Origin of the sequence: Cupriavidus basilensis (assembly GCF_000832305.1) — a bacterium.
GTDB classification, from domain to species: domain Bacteria; phylum Pseudomonadota; class Gammaproteobacteria; order Burkholderiales; family Burkholderiaceae; genus Cupriavidus; species Cupriavidus basilensis_F.
Genome location: NZ_CP010536.1, coordinates 3,259,059 through 3,275,854 on the forward strand (window position 1 = coordinate 3,259,059; position 16,796 = coordinate 3,275,854).

The 16,796-nt window shown below is 66.5% G+C and carries 15 protein-coding genes; 7 read left to right on the forward strand and 8 right to left on the reverse strand.

From position 1 onward, the window contains the following. Nucleotides 1-14 precede the first annotated feature (14 nt). Together RR42_RS15065 and RR42_RS15070 are read left to right on the forward strand one after the other, a co-directional pair. Nucleotides 15-998 (forward strand): homoserine kinase, encoded by a 984-nt coding sequence (locus tag RR42_RS15065; protein ID WP_043348327.1) that lies wholly within the window; start codon nucleotides 15-17, stop codon nucleotides 996-998. 5 nt (nucleotides 999-1,003) lie between these two features. Beyond that, nucleotides 1,004-1,804 (forward strand): BPSS1780 family membrane protein, encoded by an 801-nt coding sequence (locus RR42_RS15070; protein WP_006159000.1) that lies wholly within the window; start codon nucleotides 1,004-1,006, stop codon nucleotides 1,802-1,804. A gap of 7 nt (nucleotides 1,805-1,811) precedes the next feature. On the opposite strand, the gene RR42_RS15075 is transcribed toward RR42_RS15070, so the two are convergent. Then, nucleotides 1,812-2,597, reverse strand: a complete 786-nt coding sequence (locus tag RR42_RS15075) for an amidohydrolase family protein (protein ID WP_052494644.1) — start codon at nucleotides 2,595-2,597, stop codon at nucleotides 1,812-1,814. Between the two features lie 150 nt (nucleotides 2,598-2,747). Here RR42_RS15075 and RR42_RS15080 point away from each other — a divergent pair, with 150 nt between their 5' ends. Beyond that, nucleotides 2,748-3,515: a GntR family transcriptional regulator gene (locus RR42_RS15080; protein WP_043348330.1), complete on the forward strand. Its 768-nt coding sequence runs from the start codon at nucleotides 2,748-2,750 to the stop codon at nucleotides 3,513-3,515. A gap of 80 nt (nucleotides 3,516-3,595) precedes the next feature. Continuing rightward, entirely contained in the window at nucleotides 3,596-4,573 is a 978-nt protein-coding gene (locus RR42_RS15085; RefSeq protein ID WP_043348333.1) for a tripartite tricarboxylate transporter substrate binding protein, read from the forward strand. A gap of 16 nt (nucleotides 4,574-4,589) precedes the next feature. On the opposite strand, the gene RR42_RS15090 is transcribed toward RR42_RS15085, so the two are convergent. Next, the gene (locus tag RR42_RS15090; protein ID WP_043348335.1) at nucleotides 4,590-6,953 is read right to left on the reverse strand and encodes a UvrD-helicase domain-containing protein; all 2,364 of its coding nucleotides are present in this window, start codon (nucleotides 6,951-6,953) and stop codon (nucleotides 4,590-4,592) included. Nucleotides 6,954-7,276: 323 nt separating this feature from the next. Here RR42_RS15090 and RR42_RS15095 point away from each other — a divergent pair, with 323 nt between their 5' ends. Then, nucleotides 7,277-10,144 (forward strand): valine--tRNA ligase, encoded by a 2,868-nt coding sequence (locus tag RR42_RS15095; RefSeq protein ID WP_043348339.1) that lies wholly within the window; start codon nucleotides 7,277-7,279, stop codon nucleotides 10,142-10,144. Nucleotides 10,145-10,196: 52 nt separating this feature from the next. Further along, complete coding sequence (gene galU, locus RR42_RS15100; protein ID WP_043348343.1) at nucleotides 10,197-11,075, forward strand: UTP--glucose-1-phosphate uridylyltransferase GalU; 879 nt, start codon at nucleotides 10,197-10,199, stop codon at nucleotides 11,073-11,075. A gap of 89 nt (nucleotides 11,076-11,164) precedes the next feature. Here galU and RR42_RS15105 read toward each other — a convergent pair whose 3' ends face one another. The 6 genes from RR42_RS15105 to RR42_RS15130 all read right to left on the reverse strand — a co-directional run bounded on the left by RR42_RS15105 (nucleotide 11,165) and on the right by RR42_RS15130 (nucleotide 15,692). Further along, the gene (locus RR42_RS15105) at nucleotides 11,165-11,392 is read right to left on the reverse strand and encodes a sulfurtransferase TusA family protein (RefSeq protein WP_043348346.1); all 228 of its coding nucleotides are present in this window, start codon (nucleotides 11,390-11,392) and stop codon (nucleotides 11,165-11,167) included. A gap of 112 nt (nucleotides 11,393-11,504) precedes the next feature. After that, nucleotides 11,505-12,092 carry an NUDIX hydrolase gene (locus RR42_RS15110; RefSeq protein ID WP_043348348.1) on the reverse strand — a complete coding sequence of 196 codons (588 nt, stop codon included), beginning with the start codon at nucleotides 12,090-12,092 and terminating at the stop codon, nucleotides 11,505-11,507. A 58-nt stretch (nucleotides 12,093-12,150) separates the two neighbouring features. After that, entirely contained in the window at nucleotides 12,151-13,182 is a 1,032-nt protein-coding gene (locus tag RR42_RS15115) for a threonine aldolase family protein (protein WP_043348351.1), read from the reverse strand. Nucleotides 13,183-13,290: 108 nt separating this feature from the next. Beyond that, a complete protein-coding gene (locus RR42_RS15120; RefSeq protein ID WP_043348354.1) occupies nucleotides 13,291-13,479 on the reverse strand; it encodes a 4-oxalocrotonate tautomerase in 189 nt (62 codons plus the stop codon). A 96-nt stretch (nucleotides 13,480-13,575) separates the two neighbouring features. Continuing rightward, nucleotides 13,576-14,349, reverse strand: a complete 774-nt coding sequence (locus tag RR42_RS15125; RefSeq protein WP_043348357.1) for a class II aldolase/adducin family protein — start codon at nucleotides 14,347-14,349, stop codon at nucleotides 13,576-13,578. 131 nt (nucleotides 14,350-14,480) lie between these two features. Then, entirely contained in the window at nucleotides 14,481-15,692 is a 1,212-nt protein-coding gene (locus RR42_RS15130) for a YbfB/YjiJ family MFS transporter (RefSeq protein ID WP_043348360.1), read from the reverse strand. A 122-nt stretch (nucleotides 15,693-15,814) separates the two neighbouring features. Between RR42_RS15130 and RR42_RS15135 the strand changes: the two genes are divergently transcribed. Further along, nucleotides 15,815-16,693, forward strand: coding sequence for a LysR family transcriptional regulator (locus RR42_RS15135; protein ID WP_043348365.1), 879 nt, complete (start codon nucleotides 15,815-15,817; stop codon nucleotides 16,691-16,693). The last annotated feature ends 103 nt before the right edge of the window (nucleotides 16,694-16,796 follow it).

Sequence of the window (16,796 nt, forward strand, 5' to 3'; positions counted from 1 at the left end):
TTCACACAAAGAGTATGGCCGTATTCACCACGGTCTCGCCGGACGAGATCGCCAGTTGGCTCCTTGATTACAACCTGGGCGAAATGCGCGACTTGCGCGGCATTGCCTCGGGCATCGAGAACAGCAATTTCTTCCTGACCATGGAGCAGGACGGCGTCACGCGCGAGTACGTGCTGACCATCTTCGAGCGCCTGACGTTCGAGCAACTGCCGTACTACCTGCACCTGATGGCCCACCTGGCCGCGCACGACATCCGCGTGCCGGCGCCCATCCCGGGCCGCGACGGCGAGATCCTGCGGGCGCTCAAGGGCAAGCCGGCGACCATCGTCACGCGCCTGCCGGGCGGCTCGCAGCTGGCGCCAGGCGTGGGGCAGTGCGCGCAAGTCGGCGACATGCTCGCCCGCATGCACCTTGCCGGCCAGAGCTATCCGCGCCAGCAGCCCAATCTGCGCAGCCTGCCGTGGTGGCAGCAAACAGAAGGCGAGATCCTGCCCTTCCTGGATGCCGGCCAGCAAGCGTTGTTGCGCGAGGAACTGGCCCACCAGACCGCTTTCTTCGGCGGCGCGGACTACGCGGCGCTGCCCGGCGGCCCTTGCCATTGCGACCTGTTCCGTGACAACGCGCTGTTCGAGGACGGCCCCGCCGGGCAGGAGAAACTGGGCGGCTTCTTCGATTTCTACTTCGCCGGCAACGACAAGTGGCTGTTCGACCTGGCCGTCACCGTCAACGACTGGTGCATCGACCTGGCCAGCGGCGCGCTCGACGCCGACCGTGGCCAGGCCTTGCTGCGGGCTTATCATGCCGTGAGGCCGCTGGGCCCCATCGAGGCGCGGCACTGGCGCGACATGCTGCGCGCCGGCGCACTGCGCTTCTGGATTTCCCGCCTGTGGGACTTCTACCTGCCACGCGAGGCCGACATGCTGCAACCGCATGACCCGACCCACTTTGAACGCATCCTGCGCCGGCGCATCGAAGCTGCCGCGCTGCCCTGGACCTGACCGTCATGCAATTACTGGAAGTCTCCGCCAAGGAAGGTTATGTCTGGTTCCGCCAGGGTGTCTGGCTGTTCCGCAAGAACCCGCTCGCCTTCCTGATGCTGTTGTTTGTCTACCTGATCGCGGCGCAACTGGCCGTGTTCGTGCCGTTGATCGGCATCATCGCGCTGCTGGTGGTCACCCCGGGCCTGTCGGTCGGCATCATGACCGCCTGCCGCGAGGTGATCCTGAACAAGCGCGTGCTGCCGACCGTATTACTGGCGGGATTTCGCGGCAACGGCAAGCAGGCAAGCCGCAACCTGCTGGTGCTGGGCGGCATCTATGCAGGCCTGGTCTTCGTGTTGAGCCTCATCGCGGGCAGCCTGGTGGACATCAGCACGCTGGTGCCGATCCTGCTCAAGGAAGAAGCGCCGTCGGCGGAATCCGTGCGGCAGCTTTACTTCGCGCTGATGATCGGGGCCGCGTTGTATACGCCGATTGCCATGCTGTTCTGGTTTGCGCCGCTGCTCACCGCGTGGCACAACGTGCCGCCGGTCAAGGCACTATTCTTCAGCTGGACCGCGTGCTGGCGCAACCGTGGCGCGTTCCTGGCCTATGGCGTGGTGTTCGCGGTCCTGCTGGTGGCGGTACCGTTCTTCCTGGAGGCGTTGTTCGGCGCATTGGGGGCTGAAGCGGTGCTGTCCTTCCTGGTCACGCCGTACTCGCTGCTGATGCTGGCGATCATGTATTGCTCGTTCTACGCCACCTACCGCGGCTGCTTCAATGTCGTGCCGGAAGAAGCCGCCGGCAGGCCGGACCTGGCCGCCTGAAGGCTGGTCACGCGGCTCGCAGGCCGAACAGCCGGGCCGCGTTTCGGTCCGGCGCCTCGCACAGCGGGCCCAGCCACTCCCACACCTTGCGCTGCAGGCCGGCATAGCCGGCCTCGGCCTCGTGATTGGTCCAGGGCCAGTCCGATCCCCATAGCAAGCCTTGCTCGCCCAGGCAGTGGTGCCAGCCAGCCACCACGCCGGCCAGGTCCGCCGCCACGCGATACGGCGCGCTCAGCTTGACGTAGACCTCCCTTTGCCCGCGCCAGTGCGCGGCGCAAGCCAGCATCGGCGCGTCTGCCTGCGCGCCGGGCGCGGGCTTGCCGAAATGATCCAGCACCAGCGCGATCGGCACCGCCGGCAACCAGGCCCGCAGCTCGTTGAGCCGGCCCGGATCGGTGTGCAGCTCCAGGTGCCAGCCCAGCGCGTGGGCCGCCTCCAGCAGCGCGGGCCAGCGCGCATCGCGCCATGATGCGTCGTCGTGCCGCCCCACCATATTCCAGCGCAGGCCGCGCACGCCCAGGCCGTGCAACCGCGCCAGCTCGCCAGCGGATGCCTCCGGGCCCACTACGCAAACACCGCGCAGCGCGGGCGAAGCCGCCAGCGCTGCTTCCAGCTCGCTGTTGTCGCAGCCGAAAAAACTTGGCTGCACCACCACGCCCGCGCGCACGCCATGCGCCCCGGAGATGGCTTGCCACTGCGCCAGGCTTGCGCCGTAGGCGGGCCGGTAGCGCGCCCCGCCCACGGCGGGGGCATTGGCGGAAAACACGTGGAAATGGGAATCGATCTGGAACATGTTCTGACCCAAGGAACGGCGCATGCCGCCATGAATGGTAGCGCCGGTTGACACCTGCGCCCCTCCATTCTATGCTCTAGTCCTATAGATGACTAGAGCCACCGCTCTCCCCGTAAAGGCACCGCCGCCGGGGCACGCATGGAGACACGAATGCCAGACCGTTCCGCCCTGCCCGAACCGACGGGAGCCGGCCTCGACGCCACGCCAGCCAGCCTGGCGGCACCGCGCTGGGCCCGCATCGCGACCGCGCTCAAGGGCCGCATCCTGGCCGGCGAATGGGCTTCCGGCACCGCCATTGCGGCCGAGAGCGCACTGGCCGAGCACTACGGCGTGGCGCTGGGCACCATGCGCGCCGCCATCCAGGCGCTGGTGGACGAAGGCTTGCTGGAGCGCGTGCATGGCCGCGGCACCTTTGTGCGCGGCGCGCTGACCGGCGCCACCATGGCGCGGTTCTTCCGCTTTGGCGACGCCGGCTCGGAGATTCCCGAGTCGCGCATCGTGTCGCTGCGCACGCTGGCGGCGCCAGCGGATGTCGCCATGCAGCTTGGCCTGGCTGCGGGCACGCCGGTGCTGCGCGTACTGCGCCAGCGCGGCTGGGAAGGCCAGGTCCGCCTGCTCGAGACCATCTGGCTGCCGGCGCCGCTGTTCGGCGCGCTGGCCGCGCTCAAGCCGGCCGAGTTCGCGCCCCTGCTCTACCCGATGTATGCCGAGCGCTGCGGCGTCACGGTCGGCCGCGCCGTCGACGACCTGCGCTTCACCCGGCTTGGCGCGCGCGAGGCTGCTCAACTGAGCCTGCCAGAAGGCCATCCCGCGCTGGCGGTCAGCCGCGTGGCGTTTGACCTGGCTGGCCGGCGCGTGGAGTTCCGCCAGACGCTGGGCAATGCCGACGATTTCCACTATCGCGCCGAGGTTCGCTGAACCCGCGCCGAACCCGCGCGCCACGCCACCGCAAGCGCGGCCCGGCGCAGCACCCAGACCTACACACTCCGAGGAGACCCATGCGATTCCCGATCCGTCTTTGCGCCACCGCCCTGTGCTGGCTCGCCGCCGGCACCAGCAGTCTTGCGCACGCACAGGCCTGGCCCGCGGCCAAGCCCATCCGGCTGGTAGTCACCTACGCGCCCGGAGGCGGCGCCGACACCATGGCCCGCATGATCTCGCCGCGCCTGGGCCAGGAACTGGGCCAGACCATCGTGGTGGACAACCGTCCCGGCGCGGGCGGCCAGATCGGCACGGACCTGGTCGCCAAGTCAGCGCCGGACGGCTATACGGTGCTGCTCGACGCCGCCTCGTTTGCCGCCAACCCCTCGCTCTACAAGCGGCTGCCCTACGACCCGGTCAAGTCCTTCATCCCGGTCTCGGTGCTGGCGCTGTATCCCAACATGCTGGTCGTGAACCCACGGTTCCCGGCCAAGACCACGCAGGAGCTGGTCGCGATGGCACGCGCCAAGCCTGGCAGCATTGCCTATGCGTCCTCGGGCAATGGCTCGGCCCAGCACCTGGCGGGCGCGCTGTTCGCGCAGCGCATGAAACTGGACCTGCTGCACGTGCCGTACAAGGGTGGCGGCCCGGCCATGGCCGATGTGATTGCCGGGCAGGTGCCGGTGTTCTTCGCCAACACGGCGTCGGGCCTGCAGCATGTGCGCGCGGGCAAGCTGCGCGTGCTCGGCGTGACCGGCGCCAGGCGCACGGCCATCCTGCCGGACACGCCGACGCTGGCCGAGGCAGGCGTGCCGCACTATGAAGTCTACGAGTGGAATGGCGTGTTCTTGCCGGCGGGCACGCCGCCGGAGATCGTCAAGCGCCTGTCGGATGCGATCCGCAAGGTCATCAACCTGCCGGAGAATCGCGAGCGCGTGACCAGCCTGGGCGGGGAAATCGTGGCCGGCACGCCCGCCGAGGCGGCGAAATTCGTCCAGGCCCAGACCACCGAATGGGCCAAGGTGATCAAGGAAGGCAACATCCAGCTGGACTAAACCCCAGCCCGCCCGCTCAGTCGATCGGGTCCAGCTTGGCGACCGACAGCACCAGCCATTTGGCGCCGTGGCGCTTGAACTTGATATTCGCGCGGGCGGCATCGCCCTCGCCTTCGAGCCCGGCGATCACGCCTTCGCCAAACTTGTTGTGGAACACGCTCTGGCCGATACGCAAGCCGGAGCCGGCCTGGCGCTTGGCATCCGCATAGCCGTTGCCGGTGTCCATGCCGCCGGTAGGCTGGGTGCCCGAATAGGGAACGTCCTCGGCCTTCTTGAACCAGTCGCGGCCCCAGCCGCCCTCGTTCTGCTGGCGGCGCTGCGAACCGCCGCCGCCATAGGCCTGCGCAGGCGGCATCAGCCACTTGAGCGATTCCTCGGGCAGCTCCTCGAAGAAGCGCGAGCGCACGTGGTAGCGCATCTGCCCATGCAGCACGCGGCTTTGCGCGAACGAGAGATAGAGCCGCTCGCGCGCGCGCGTGATGGCCACGTACATCAGGCGGCGCTCTTCCTCCAGCCCGTCGGCCTCGGTGGCGCTGTTCTCGTGCGGGAACAGTCCTTCTTCCAGCCCGGTGATGAAGACCGCATTGAACTCCAGCCCCTTGGCGGCATGCACCGTCATCATCTGCACGGCGTCCTGGCCCGCCTGCGCCTGGTTGTCGCCGGCTTCCAGCGAGGCATGGGTGAGAAAGGCCACCAGCGGGGTCATCACCACCGGCAGCGCCTCGGGATCCAGCACCTGCTGGGCCTGGTCGCCCTCGGCCAGCGCGGGCAGCGGCTGCGCGCCATCGCGCCCGACCGGAATCGCGCTGGCCAGCGCGTCCAGCCCAAAGCCTTCCTCCGTCACGAACGCCTGCGCCGCCGTCACCAGTTCCTGCAAGTTCTCGATGCGGTCCTGGCCTTCCTTTTCCGCGCGGTAGTGCGTGATCAGGCCGCTGGTGTTGGTCACGTACTCGACTGTTTCCGGCAGCGTCATGCGGCGCGTCTCGGCGCGCATCTGCTCGATCAGCCGCACAAAGGCGCCCAGCGTGCTGCCGGCCTTGCCGGGCACGAAGGCCACGGCTTCGGCCAGCGAGCAGTTGTACTGGCGCGCCGCATCCTGCAGGGCTTCCAGCGAGCGCGCGCCGATGCCGCGCGTGGGGAAATTCACCACGCGGCCGAAGGCAGCGTCGTTGCGCGGGTTCTCCAGCAACTGCAGGTAAGCCAGCGCGTGCTTGACTTCGGCGCGCTCGAAGAAGCGCAAGCCGCCGTACACGCGATAGGAAATGCTGGCCGAGAAGAGCGCGTGCTCGATCACCCGCGACTGGGCATTGCTGCGGTAGAGGATGGCGATCTCCGAGCGGCTCATGCCCTGTGCGATCAGGTCACGGATTTCCTCCACGATCCAGCCGGCCTCCTGGCCGTCGGTGCCGGCCTGGTACACCCGCACCGGCTCGCCGTGGCCGGCATCGGTGCGCAGGTTCTTGCCCAGGCGGCGCGAATTGTGGGCAATCAGGTGGTTGGCCGAATCCAGGATGTGGCCATGGGAGCGGTAGTTCTGCTCCAGCTTGATCATGTGGCGCACGCGGAACTCATGCTCGAAGTCGCGCATGTTGCCGACATTGGCGCCACGGAACGCGTAGATGCTCTGATCGTCGTCGCCGACCGCGAATACCGCGGCCGGGTTCTGCGTGCCAAAGCCAGCCAGCATCTTGAGCCACCGGTACTGCAGCACGTTGGTGTCCTGGAACTCGTCCACCAGCACATGGCGGAAGCGGTGCTGGTAGTGCTGGCGGATCGCGTCGTTGTAGCGCAGCAGCTCGTAGCAGCGCAGCAGCAGCTCGGCGAAATCAACCACGCCCTCGCGCTGGCACTGCACATCGTAGGCGGCGTAGAGATCGACAAAGCGGCGATTGAAGTCGTCGTTGGCCTCCACATCGGCCGGGCGCAGGCCTTGCTCCTTGGCGTTGTTGATGAAGTACTGCAGGTTCTTGGCCGGGTACTTCTCATCATCCACGTTCAGCGACTTGAGCAGGCGCTTGAGGGCGGAGAGCTGGTCCTGGCTGTCGAGGATGGCAAAGGTCTGCGGCAGGCCGGCATCGCGATAATGCGCGCGCAACATGCGGTTGCACAGCCCGTGGAACGTGCCGATCCACATGCCGCGCGTGTTGATCGGCAGCATTGACGTCAGCCGCGTCATCATCTCCTTGGCGGCCTTGTTGGTAAAGGTCACCGCCAGCAGGCCGGCGGGTGACACCCGGCCGTTCTGGATCAGCCACGCGATGCGGGTGGTCAGCACACGCGTCTTGCCGCTGCCCGCGCCAGCCAGGATCAGCGCCGGCTCGTCAGGCAAAGTGACGGCGGCTAGTTGTTCGGCATTGAGATTGGCAAGCAGGTCGGACATCGGGGAGGCCTTGTGGAGTGCCCCGAATTATACCGGGGCGCCCCTCGTGCCCGCGCGGCCCCGGCCGCCGGACAGGGGGATCGTCCGGCAGGGGGGCCGGGAACCAAGCAAAATGGCGCAAAAAAGCGCGGCGGATCCCCTCGCGAGAGGTAAGCAGAGCACTTTCACGCAGCGCAAAGCATCGGCAAAATGACGCCGCTCGCCCGGGCCAGGGCCGAAATCGCGCACCCCCCACCCGCCTCCCCTATAATTTGACGTTTTCCCGGCGCGTTGCCCCTGCCCGCCTGGCCCGCAGAATCCGACGTAATCATCGACATCCGAGCATGACCGCCCAAGACCAGTCCCTTGCCAAGAGCTTCGAACCCGCCGCCATTGAGGCCAAGTGGGGCCCAGAGTGGGAGAAGCGCGGCATCGCGAAGCCGACCCTCGATCCGGACCGTCCGGACTTCTGCATCCAGCTGCCGCCGCCCAATGTGACCGGCACGCTGCACATGGGCCATGCCTTCAACCAGACCATCATGGACGGCCTGGCCCGCCATGCCCGCATGCGCGGCGCAAACACCCTGTGGGTGCCGGGCACCGACCACGCCGGCATCGCCACCCAGATCGTGGTGGAGCGCCAACTGGAAGCGCAAGGCGTTTCGCGCCATGAGCTGGGCCGCGAGAAGTTCGTCGAGAAGGTGTGGGAGTGGAAGGAAGAGTCCGGCTCGACGATTACGCGCCAGATCCGCCGCATGGGCGCCTCGATCGACTGGAGCCATGAGTACTTCACGATGTCGCCGGAAATGTCCAAGGCGGTCACCGAAGTCTTCGTGCGCCTGTTCGAGCAAGGCCTGATCTACCGCGGCAAGCGCCTGGTCAACTGGGACCCGGTGCTGGGCACCGCGGTGTCGGACCTGGAAGTGGACAACGTCGAGGAAGATGGCTCGATGTGGCACATCCGCTATCCGCTGGCCGAGGCCGATACCGCGCACGGCCTGACCCACCTGACGGTGGCCACCACCCGCCCCGAGACCATGCTGGGCGACGTGGCCGTGATGGTGCACCCGCAAGACGAGCGTTATGCGCACCTGATCGGCAAGTTTGTACGCCTGCCGCTCACCGGGCGCGATATCCCGGTGATCGCCGACGACTACGTCGACCGCGAATTCGGCACCGGCGTGGTCAAGGTGACTCCCGCCCATGATTTCAACGACTATGCGGTTGGCCAGCGCCACAAGCTGGCGCAGCTGTCCATCCTGACGCTCGACGCCAAGATCGTCGCCGACGCGCCCGCCGCCTATGCCGGCCTGGACCGCTTCGAGGCGCGCACCCGCATCGTGGCGGACCTGGATGCCCAGGGCCTGCTGGCCGAGGTCAAGAAGCACAAGCTGATGACGCCGCGCAGCGAGCGCACTGGCAGCGCCATCGAGCCGATGCTGACCGACCAGTGGTTCGTCGCCATGAGCAAGCCGGCGCCGGAAGGCACCTACCACCCGGGCCGCTCGATTGCCGAAGTGGCGCTGGACGCCGTGCAGAGCGGCGAGATCAAGCTGATCCCCGATAACTGGAACAGCACCTACAACCAGTGGCTGGAGAACATCCAGGACTGGTGCATCTCGCGCCAGCTGTGGTGGGGCCACCAGATCCCGGCCTGGTACGACGAGGCCGGCAAGTGCTTCGTCGCCCGTACCGAGGAAGAGGCGCAGGCCCAGGCGCGCGCGGCCGGCAGCACCGGGCCGCTGCGCCGCGAGGACGATGTGCTCGACACCTGGTTCTCCTCGGCCCTGGTGCCCTTCTCGTCGCTGGGCTGGCCCGCCGAGACGCCGGCGTTGCAACACTTTCTGCCGTCGTCGGCACTTGTTACCGGTTACGACATCATCTTCTTCTGGGTGGCGCGCATGGTCATGATGACCAAGCACTTTACCGGCAAGGTGCCGTTCCATACCGTCTATGTGCACGGTCTGGTGCGGGATTCGGAAGGCAAGAAGATGAGCAAGTCCGAGGGCAACACCCTGGACCCGGTCGACCTGATCGACGGCATCGAGCTCGAGCCGCTGCTCAAGAAGCGCACCACCGGCCTGCGCCGCCCCAAGGACGCGCCCAAAATCGAGAAAAAGACCAAGAAGGAGTTCCCCGAGGGCATTCCGGCGTTTGGCGCCGATGCACTGCGTTTCACCTTCGCCTCGCTGGCCACGCTGGGCCGCAACATCAACTTCGACACCGGCCGCTGCGAAGGCTATCGCAACTTCTGCAACAAGCTGTGGAACGCCACGCGCTTCGTGCTGATGAACACCGAAGGGCACGACTGCGGCATGGGCCCGTGCAGCAACGACTGCGGCCCCGACGGCTACCTGCATTTCTCGCAGCCGGACCGCTGGATCGTGTCGCTGCTGCAGCGCGTGGAAGCCGAAGTGGAAAAGGGCTTTGCCGAGTACCGCTTCGACAATATCGCCAGCGCCATCTACAAGTTCGTCTGGGACGAGTACTGCGACTGGTACCTGGAACTGGCCAAGGTCCAGATCCAGAACGGCACGCCAGCGCAGCAGCGCGCCACCCGCCGCACGCTGTTGCGCGTGCTGGAAACCGTGCTGCGCCTGGCCCACCCGATCATCCCCTTCATCACCGAAGAACTGTGGCAGAAGGTAGCGCCGCTGGCCGGCCGCGCCAAGGGCGACGGCAGCGAGACGCTGGCGCTGCAGGCCTATCCCCTGCCCGCCATGGCAAAGATCGACGAGGCCGCCGAGCAATGGACCGCTCAGCTCAAGGCCGTGGTCGACGCCTGCCGCAACCTGCGCGGCGAAATGAACATCTCGCCGGCCCAGCGCATTCCGCTGTACGCTGAGGGCGACAGCGCGTTCCTGACGTCGGCCCAGGCTTATGTGCAGGCGCTGGCAAAGCTTTCGGAGGTCAAGGTATTCGAAGATCAGAATGCCCTGATGGCGGAAGGTGCCGGCGCGCCGGTGGCCATCGTCGGCGGCAACCATCTGCTGCTGAAGATCGAAATCGACGTGGCCGCGGAACGCGTGCGCCTGTCCAAGGAAATAGAGCGCATCAGCGCCGAACTCGGCAAGTGCCGTGGCAAGCTGTCCAACGAGAGCTTCGTCGCCAAGGCACCGCCCGCCGTCGTCGCGCAAGAAACCCAGCGTCTGTCGGATTTCGAACAGACGCTGGTCAAGCTGCAGGATCAACTACAGCGATTGCCGGCATGAGCTTTGCATTACCAGCAGGGTTGTCTACACCGAATTGATAAGGAAAACCGATATGGAAACCCGCGTCACCAAGGCTGTCTTCCCGGTAGCCGGTCTCGGCACTCGTTTTTTGCCGGCTACCAAGGCAAGCCCGAAGGAAATGCTGCCGGTGGTCGACAAACCCTTGATCCAGTACGCCGTGGAAGAAGCCATGGCTGCCGGCATCACCGAGATGATCTTCGTCACCGGCCGCTCCAAGCGCGCCATCGAAGATCACTTCGACAAGGCCTATGAGCTCGAGGCGGAGCTCGAGGCAAAGAACAAGCAGGCGCTGCTCTCCCTGGTGCGCTCGATCAAGCCGTCGCACGTGGAATGCTTCTATGTGCGCCAGCCCGAGGCACTCGGCCTTGGCCATGCCGTGCTCTGCGCGGAGAAGCTGGTGGGCGACGCACCGTTCGCCGTGATGCTGGCCGATGACCTGCTGGATGGCAATCCGCCGGTCATGAAGCAGATGGTGGACCTGTACGGCCACTACAACTGCTCGGTGCTGGGCGTGGAAGAGATCGCGCCGGAGCAGAGCCGCTCCTACGGCGTGGTGGATGGCCGCGAATGGGACGAAGGCGTGATCAAGGTCTCGAACATCGTCGAGAAGCCCGCGCCGGAGAACGCACCGTCCAACCTGGGCGTGGTCGGCCGCTACATCCTGACCCCGCGCATCTTCGACCATATCCGCAACCTCAAGCCGGGCGCGGGCGGCGAGTTCCAGCTCACCGATGCCATCCAGTCCCTGCTCAGCCAGGAACAGGTGCTGGCCTACCGCTACAAGGGCGTGCGCTACGACTGCGGCAGCAAGCTGGGCTACCTGAAGGCCACCGTGGAGTTTGCGCTCAAGCACCCGGAGGTGATGGACGAATTCAGCACCTACCTGCGTGCGCGCATCGATAGCATCTGAGCACCTGAAGATCCGGAACCGTGAAAAAAGCCGCAAACGCGGCTTTTTTCATTTGGCGCGGGGGGCGCTCGCATCGAGCGGCCGTTGAATTAACGCCGGCGCATGTAGAACACAAAGACCTTGTCCACTTCCTGGTGCGACAGCAGCTCGTTGCCGGTCTGCTTGGCGAACGCCTGGAAATCCCGCGTGGCGCCGGGATCGGTAGCGAGAATCTTGAGAACATCGCCGCTGGGCATGTCGGCCAGCGCCTTCTTGGTGCGCAGGATCGGCAGCGGGCAGTTCAGGCCGCGCGCATCCACTTCTTTCTGGAACTCCATTCCTCTCTTCCTTGGTTCTGTGCGCTCAGGGCCTAGCATGGCCCATTGTGGCCGTTAGTAGCCATCAGGCCATTGGGACGGTGCCTGCCGCTGTCGCATCGATGACTGATGATTATGGCCGGTATTGTAGCGAAATGCCCGGCTGCCCCAGGCCTTCGCGCCGGCGCGGGTCGGGAATGTCCTCGCCGGTCTGGCGATCGAAGAACCGCACCGGATGGCCACGCGAGGCCAGCCAGTCGGCCACCGCGAAGCCCGTGCCCGCCGACCAGATCCGCATGTCCTCGGGCGCCACCAGCTTGTAGTCGGCCAGCTCCTCGGACAACGCGATGGTGCCGCTCGCCTGCACATGGTAGGCGATGATCAGCTCGTTCTTGCGCATGAACTCGTACACGCCGATCAGCGATACCGAGTGCGCGTCCAGGTTGGTTTCTTCCTTGAGCTCCCGCGCCACGCCCTGCTCCGGCGTCTCGTCGCGCTCCATGAAACCGGTCACCAGCGCGAACATTTTTTCCGGCCACGCGGCATTGCGCGCCAGCAGCAGCTTGCCTTCATATTCCACCACCGCGGCCAGCACGGGCAGCGGATTATTCCAGTGGACAAAGCCGCACTCTGGCTGGATGCAGGCATCACGTTCGCGGCCGGAATGCGGCAGCAATTCCAGCGGCGAACCACATTGCGGACAGTATCGGTAAACGGCCATGCGGGAGCTCCTGTTTTTGTCGTCTTGTTATGTTGTCATTTTATAAGGGCGGCGGCCTTCACGCGCCGCAGGCCACACGCATATCCGCGGCCAGCGCCTCGACGGTTTCCGGCTGCAGATCCCACGAGCACATGAAGCGGCAGCCGCCGGCACCGATAAACGTATAGAAGCGCCAGCCCTTGGCACGCAGCGCCTCGATGGCCGCGAGCGGCAGCTCGGCAAAGACAGCGTTGGACTCCGTCGGGAACATGATGCGCACGCCCGGGATGCTGGCAATGCGCTCATGCAGCAGCTGCGCCATGGCGTTGGCATGGCGGGCGTTGCCGAGCCACACATCGTTCTCGAGCAAGCCCAGCCACGGGGCCGAGATAAAACGCATCTTGGAAGCCAGTTGCCCGGCCTGCTTGACGCGGTAAGCAAAATCCTCGGCCAGCTTGCGGTCGAAGAACACCACGGCCTCGCCCACCGGCAGGCCGTTCTTGGTACCGCCGAAGCACAGCACGTCCACCCCTGCGCGCCAGGTGATCTCGGACGGATGCACACCGAGTGAAGCCACGGCATTGGCAAAGCGAGCGCCATCCATGTGCACGCGCAACTGGCGGCGCTTGGCGATGGCGGCAATGGCTCGCACTTCCTCCACCGTGTACACCGTGCCGACCTCGGTCGACTGCGTCAGCGACACCACCTTGGGCTTGGGATAGTGGATATCGGAGCGGCGCGTCACCAGCGCTTCCACCGCATCGGGCGTGAGCTTGCCGTTGGCGCCCGGCGCGGTCAGCAGCTTGGAGCCGTTGGAGAAAAACTCCGGGCCGCCGCACTCATCGGTCTCGATATGTGCCAGCTCATGGCAGATCACCGAGTGGTAGGACTGGCACAGCGCGGACAGTGCCAGTGAGTTCGCCGCGGTCCCGTTGAAGACGAAAAACACCTCGCAATCGGTCTGGAACAGGTCGCGGATCCGGTCGCAGACTTTTTGCGTCCAAGAGTCGTCGCCATAGGCCTGCTCGTGGCCGCTGCCGTTGGCTTCGAGGAAATACTTGAGCGATTCCGGACAGAAGCCGGCGTAGTTATCGGAGGCGAAATGCTGCATGGGGTGATCCGTGGCGGGTGGCGTGGCGCATGCCATGGGCGTCGGGGCTTGTGGCCTTTGGCCCGGGGCGGTTTCTGGTATGGGGCTTGTTGCGTCGCTGCGCGTGGCTTACTTCTTGTCAGCCCACAGCTGGCCGCCGGTGGACCAGTTCTCGCGCTTGATGTCGGTGATGATGATATCCACGGCCGAGGCCGAGCAGCCGAGCGTCTCGCAGGTGACGCGGGTGACTTCCTCGACCAGCTTGCGCTTTTGCTCGATGGTGCGGCCTTCGAAGAGTTCTACGTGGTAAGTCGGCATGGCTTGCTTCCTGTTTCCTGTTGTCGTTTTGTTTTTCGTTGTCCGTTGCGGATTGCCCTGGCGATGCGCGCAGGGATCTGCCAGCACCCGTCAAAGTCAATCGCGGTACGAAACATCGATTCTATCGAGTTTGCGCAACAGCGACGGCCATTCCAGTTCGCCCTCGACGGCGCCGCCGTCGTCAAGCTGCTCGGACGCCCGTTGTGCCAGCGCATGCGGCGGCTGCACGACCTGTCCGCCAGCCTGCGCGCCAAGCTGGATCTCGCAGGCCTTGATGAGCGTCGCCATCAGCACGTACGCCTCGGCCACGGTCCGGCCAACCGTCAGCGTGCCGTGGTTGCGCAGCAGCATGGCGGGATGCTGGCCGAGCGACGCGGTCAGCCGCGCGCCCTCGGCGGGCGTGAACGCCAGGCCTTCGTAGTCGTGATAGGCCAACCGGCCATAGAAGCGCAAGGCGTGCTGCGAGAGCGCCAGCAGACCGCAGGCCTGGGCCGATACCGACACGCCAGCGCTGTTATGCAGGTGCATCACGCACACCGCATCGGGGCGCGCTGCATGCACCGCGCCATGCAGCGCGAAGCCGGTAACGTTGACCGCATGCGTGCTGTCGCCCACCACCTCGCCGCGGCCATTGATCTTGACCAGGTCGCTGGCGCGGATTTCGTCGAAGGCAAAGCCGAACGGATTGATCAGGAAGTGATCGGGCTCATCCGGCACGGCTGCAGAGATATGGGTGTAGATGAGGTCGTCCCAACCTTGCCGGGCGCACAGGCGGTAAGCCGCCGCCAGGTCGACGCGCATGCGCGACTCGGCTTGCGTGACGGGTTGAGTGGCGCCCGCGGCACGGGCGGGCTGCAAGGCAAAGGACATGATTCGGCTCCTGCGCCGCGCGGATGCCGCGCGCCGGTTCAGCCAACCGGCGCCGGGGGCGGCAAAGGCGATACTGTAGCGCAAGGCCGGCGCCGCGTCAGGGCGTGCGCCGGCAGCTTGGAAGAGCCGGATTATCTGCGTTGTTGCCGGCTCATCCAGGCGAAGATCGCGCCACCCAGCAACAGGGCCGCCACGGCGCAGCCAAGCGAGGCGGCGAAGCCGCCGGTGCGTGCCACCAGCGCCGTGGCCAGCGGCGGCCCGACAATCTGGCCGAGGCCGTAGCTGGCGGTCATCAGGCCCATCAGGCGCTGCGCCTGTGCGCCCCACAACCGGCGCGCCTCGCGCATGGCGAACGACACCAGCGCATTGAACGGCAACCCGGCCAGCATGCTGCTGAGCGCGAAACCCGCCACCGTTGGCCAGGCCACCGCGATGGCCACGCCGATCGCCTGCATCACATAGGTAAAGACCAGCAGCCGGCGATTGTCGCGCTCCGTGCTGACGCGTGAGGCGACGAAAGCGCCAATGGTCACCCCCACGCCGAAGATGGGCCAGAACAGGTCTGCCCACAGCGAGTCCGGCATGGCCTGGCGCGCGATCACCGGCAAGAACGTGGCCGTGATGATGTAGCCGAAGCCCGCCAGGCCGTAGGCGAAGGTCAGCAGCCAGGTCTCGCGGCCAAGCCGCGGCGCCGCTTGCGCCGGCGCGGCCGGGCCGGCTGCGTGCGCGGTGCGCGGCGCGGGCGTGAAGACATGCCAGACCGCGCTGACCAGCAGCACCGCGAGCGCGCCGAAGGCCAGCCAGCCCCAGCTGGCCCGCCAGCCGGCGCTCACCATGGCAAAGACGGAAACGCCCGTGATGACGATACCAATGCCCGGCCCGCAAAAGATCACGCCACCCAGCGACGCCCGGCCCAGTTCGGCCAGCCGGTGCATGCACCAGGCCGAGCCGTAGACCATGACCATCGCGCTGGCCACGCCGGCCGCGGCGCGCCACAGGCCCCAGGCCGCCATGCCGCCGGGCGCCGCCATGCCAAGCGTCAGCGCGACGGTAGCCACCATGCCGAGCCGGACCATGCGCGCCGGGTCGGGCCGGATGAACAGGCAAGCGGCCGCGCCGGCGAAGTAGCCCAGGTAGTTCAGCGTAGCCAGCCAGCCGCCCTCGCCCAGCGTGACGCTGCCGTCGTGCAGCATCATGGGCAGCAGCGGCGTAAAGGCGAAGCGGCCAACGCCCATCGCCACGCCCAGCGCCACCAGCCCCGCCAGGGCCACGGCCCGCACGCCAGGCTGTGCCGGCGCCGGCGCGGCGGCGGCGCGTGATGCCAGTGTGGATGTGGATTTCATAGGCGCATGCTACGCTCGGGCCGGCGAACCGAAAAATGAATAATTGAGAACTAAATCATCTTTTTTTGAGATGATCTTTTGTTCGCCGTCACTTCATCGTCACATCCTGCAAGGGGATCGCAATGGACCTGGCTTCCCTGGAAATCTTTCGCTCTGTCGTGGAGGAAGGCGGCATCACCCGCGCCGCCACCCGCCTGCACCGCGTGCAGTCCAATGTCACCACCCGCATTCGCCAGCTGGAGGCCTCGCTCGGCGTCGATCTGTTCCTGCGTGACGGCAAGCGCATGGTGCTGACGCCGGCCGGACAGACTTTGTTCAACTACGCCCGCCGCGTGCTGGACCTGGCCGAAGAAGCCCGCCAGGCCGTGCTGCCAGCCAGGCCGCAAGGCCGCCTGCGCATCGCCTCGATGGAGAGCACGGCGGCCAGCCGCCTGCCCGCCGTGCTGGCCGCCTATCACCAGGCGTGGCCGGACGTGGAACTGGAACTGGTGACCTGCCCCACGCGCCAGGCCTTGCAGGCGCTGGCGCGCTTCGAAGTGGACTGCGCCTTTGTGGCCCAGCCGCTGGATGATCCGGCGCTGGCGTCGCTGCCAGCGTTCGAGGAAGAACTGGTGCTGATCGCCCGCGAGCGCCATGCGCCCATCCACAGCGCGGCCGACCTGGAAACCCGCACCATGCTGTCGTTCGAGTCCGGCTGCAATTACCGCGGCCGGCTCGAAGCCTGGTTCGGCGCCAGCGGCAGCCCGCCGCGCCGGGTGCTGGAGCTGGGCTCGTATCACGCCATCATTGCCTGCGCGGCAGCCGGCATTGGCGTGGCGATTGTGCCGCGTTCGGTACTTGGCCTGTACCGCGACCTGCCCAAGATCAGCCTCCACGGCCTCGGCCAGGCTGGCAAAGTCACCACATTGCTGGCCTGGCATCCGGCCATGGCCAATACCGCGCTGGGCGCCTTGGCCGACACCCTGCGCGCCCCACGGCCAGGCCTGGCCGCGGCCGCCTGAGTCCACCCGCGGCCGCCAAGCCGGGCAAGATGTGCCCGGTCGCCTACACTGGAAGTGGCGCCGCGTTTGCACTCCACGTGCCGGCGCCATTGCCATGAAGCAT

Coding starts and splice junctions, on each gene's coding strand:
- RR42_RS15065 (WP_043348327.1), top strand. CDS start 15: ATGGCCGTATTCACCACGGTCTCGCCGGACGAGATCGCCAGTTGGCTC.
- RR42_RS15070 (WP_006159000.1), top strand. CDS start 1,004: ATGCAATTACTGGAAGTCTCCGCCAAGGAAGGTTATGTCTGGTTCCGC.
- RR42_RS15075 (WP_052494644.1), bottom strand. CDS start 2,597: ATGTTCCAGATCGATTCCCATTTCCACGTGTTTTCCGCCAATGCCCCC.
- RR42_RS15080 (WP_043348330.1), top strand. CDS start 2,748: ATGCCAGACCGTTCCGCCCTGCCCGAACCGACGGGAGCCGGCCTCGAC.
- RR42_RS15085 (WP_043348333.1), top strand. CDS start 3,596: ATGCGATTCCCGATCCGTCTTTGCGCCACCGCCCTGTGCTGGCTCGCC.
- RR42_RS15090 (WP_043348335.1), bottom strand. CDS start 6,953: ATGTCCGACCTGCTTGCCAATCTCAATGCCGAACAACTAGCCGCCGTC.
- RR42_RS15095 (WP_043348339.1), top strand. CDS start 7,277: ATGACCGCCCAAGACCAGTCCCTTGCCAAGAGCTTCGAACCCGCCGCC.
- galU (WP_043348343.1), top strand. CDS start 10,197: ATGGAAACCCGCGTCACCAAGGCTGTCTTCCCGGTAGCCGGTCTCGGC.
- RR42_RS15105 (WP_043348346.1), bottom strand. CDS start 11,392: ATGGAGTTCCAGAAAGAAGTGGATGCGCGCGGCCTGAACTGCCCGCTG.
- RR42_RS15110 (WP_043348348.1), bottom strand. CDS start 12,092: ATGGCCGTTTACCGATACTGTCCGCAATGTGGTTCGCCGCTGGAATTG.
- RR42_RS15115 (WP_043348351.1), bottom strand. CDS start 13,182: ATGCAGCATTTCGCCTCCGATAACTACGCCGGCTTCTGTCCGGAATCG.
- RR42_RS15120 (WP_043348354.1), bottom strand. CDS start 13,479: ATGCCGACTTACCACGTAGAACTCTTCGAAGGCCGCACCATCGAGCAA.
- RR42_RS15125 (WP_043348357.1), bottom strand. CDS start 14,349: ATGTCCTTTGCCTTGCAGCCCGCCCGTGCCGCGGGCGCCACTCAACCC.
- RR42_RS15130 (WP_043348360.1), bottom strand. CDS start 15,692: ATGAAATCCACATCCACACTGGCATCACGCGCCGCCGCCGCGCCGGCG.
- RR42_RS15135 (WP_043348365.1), top strand. CDS start 15,815: ATGGACCTGGCTTCCCTGGAAATCTTTCGCTCTGTCGTGGAGGAAGGC.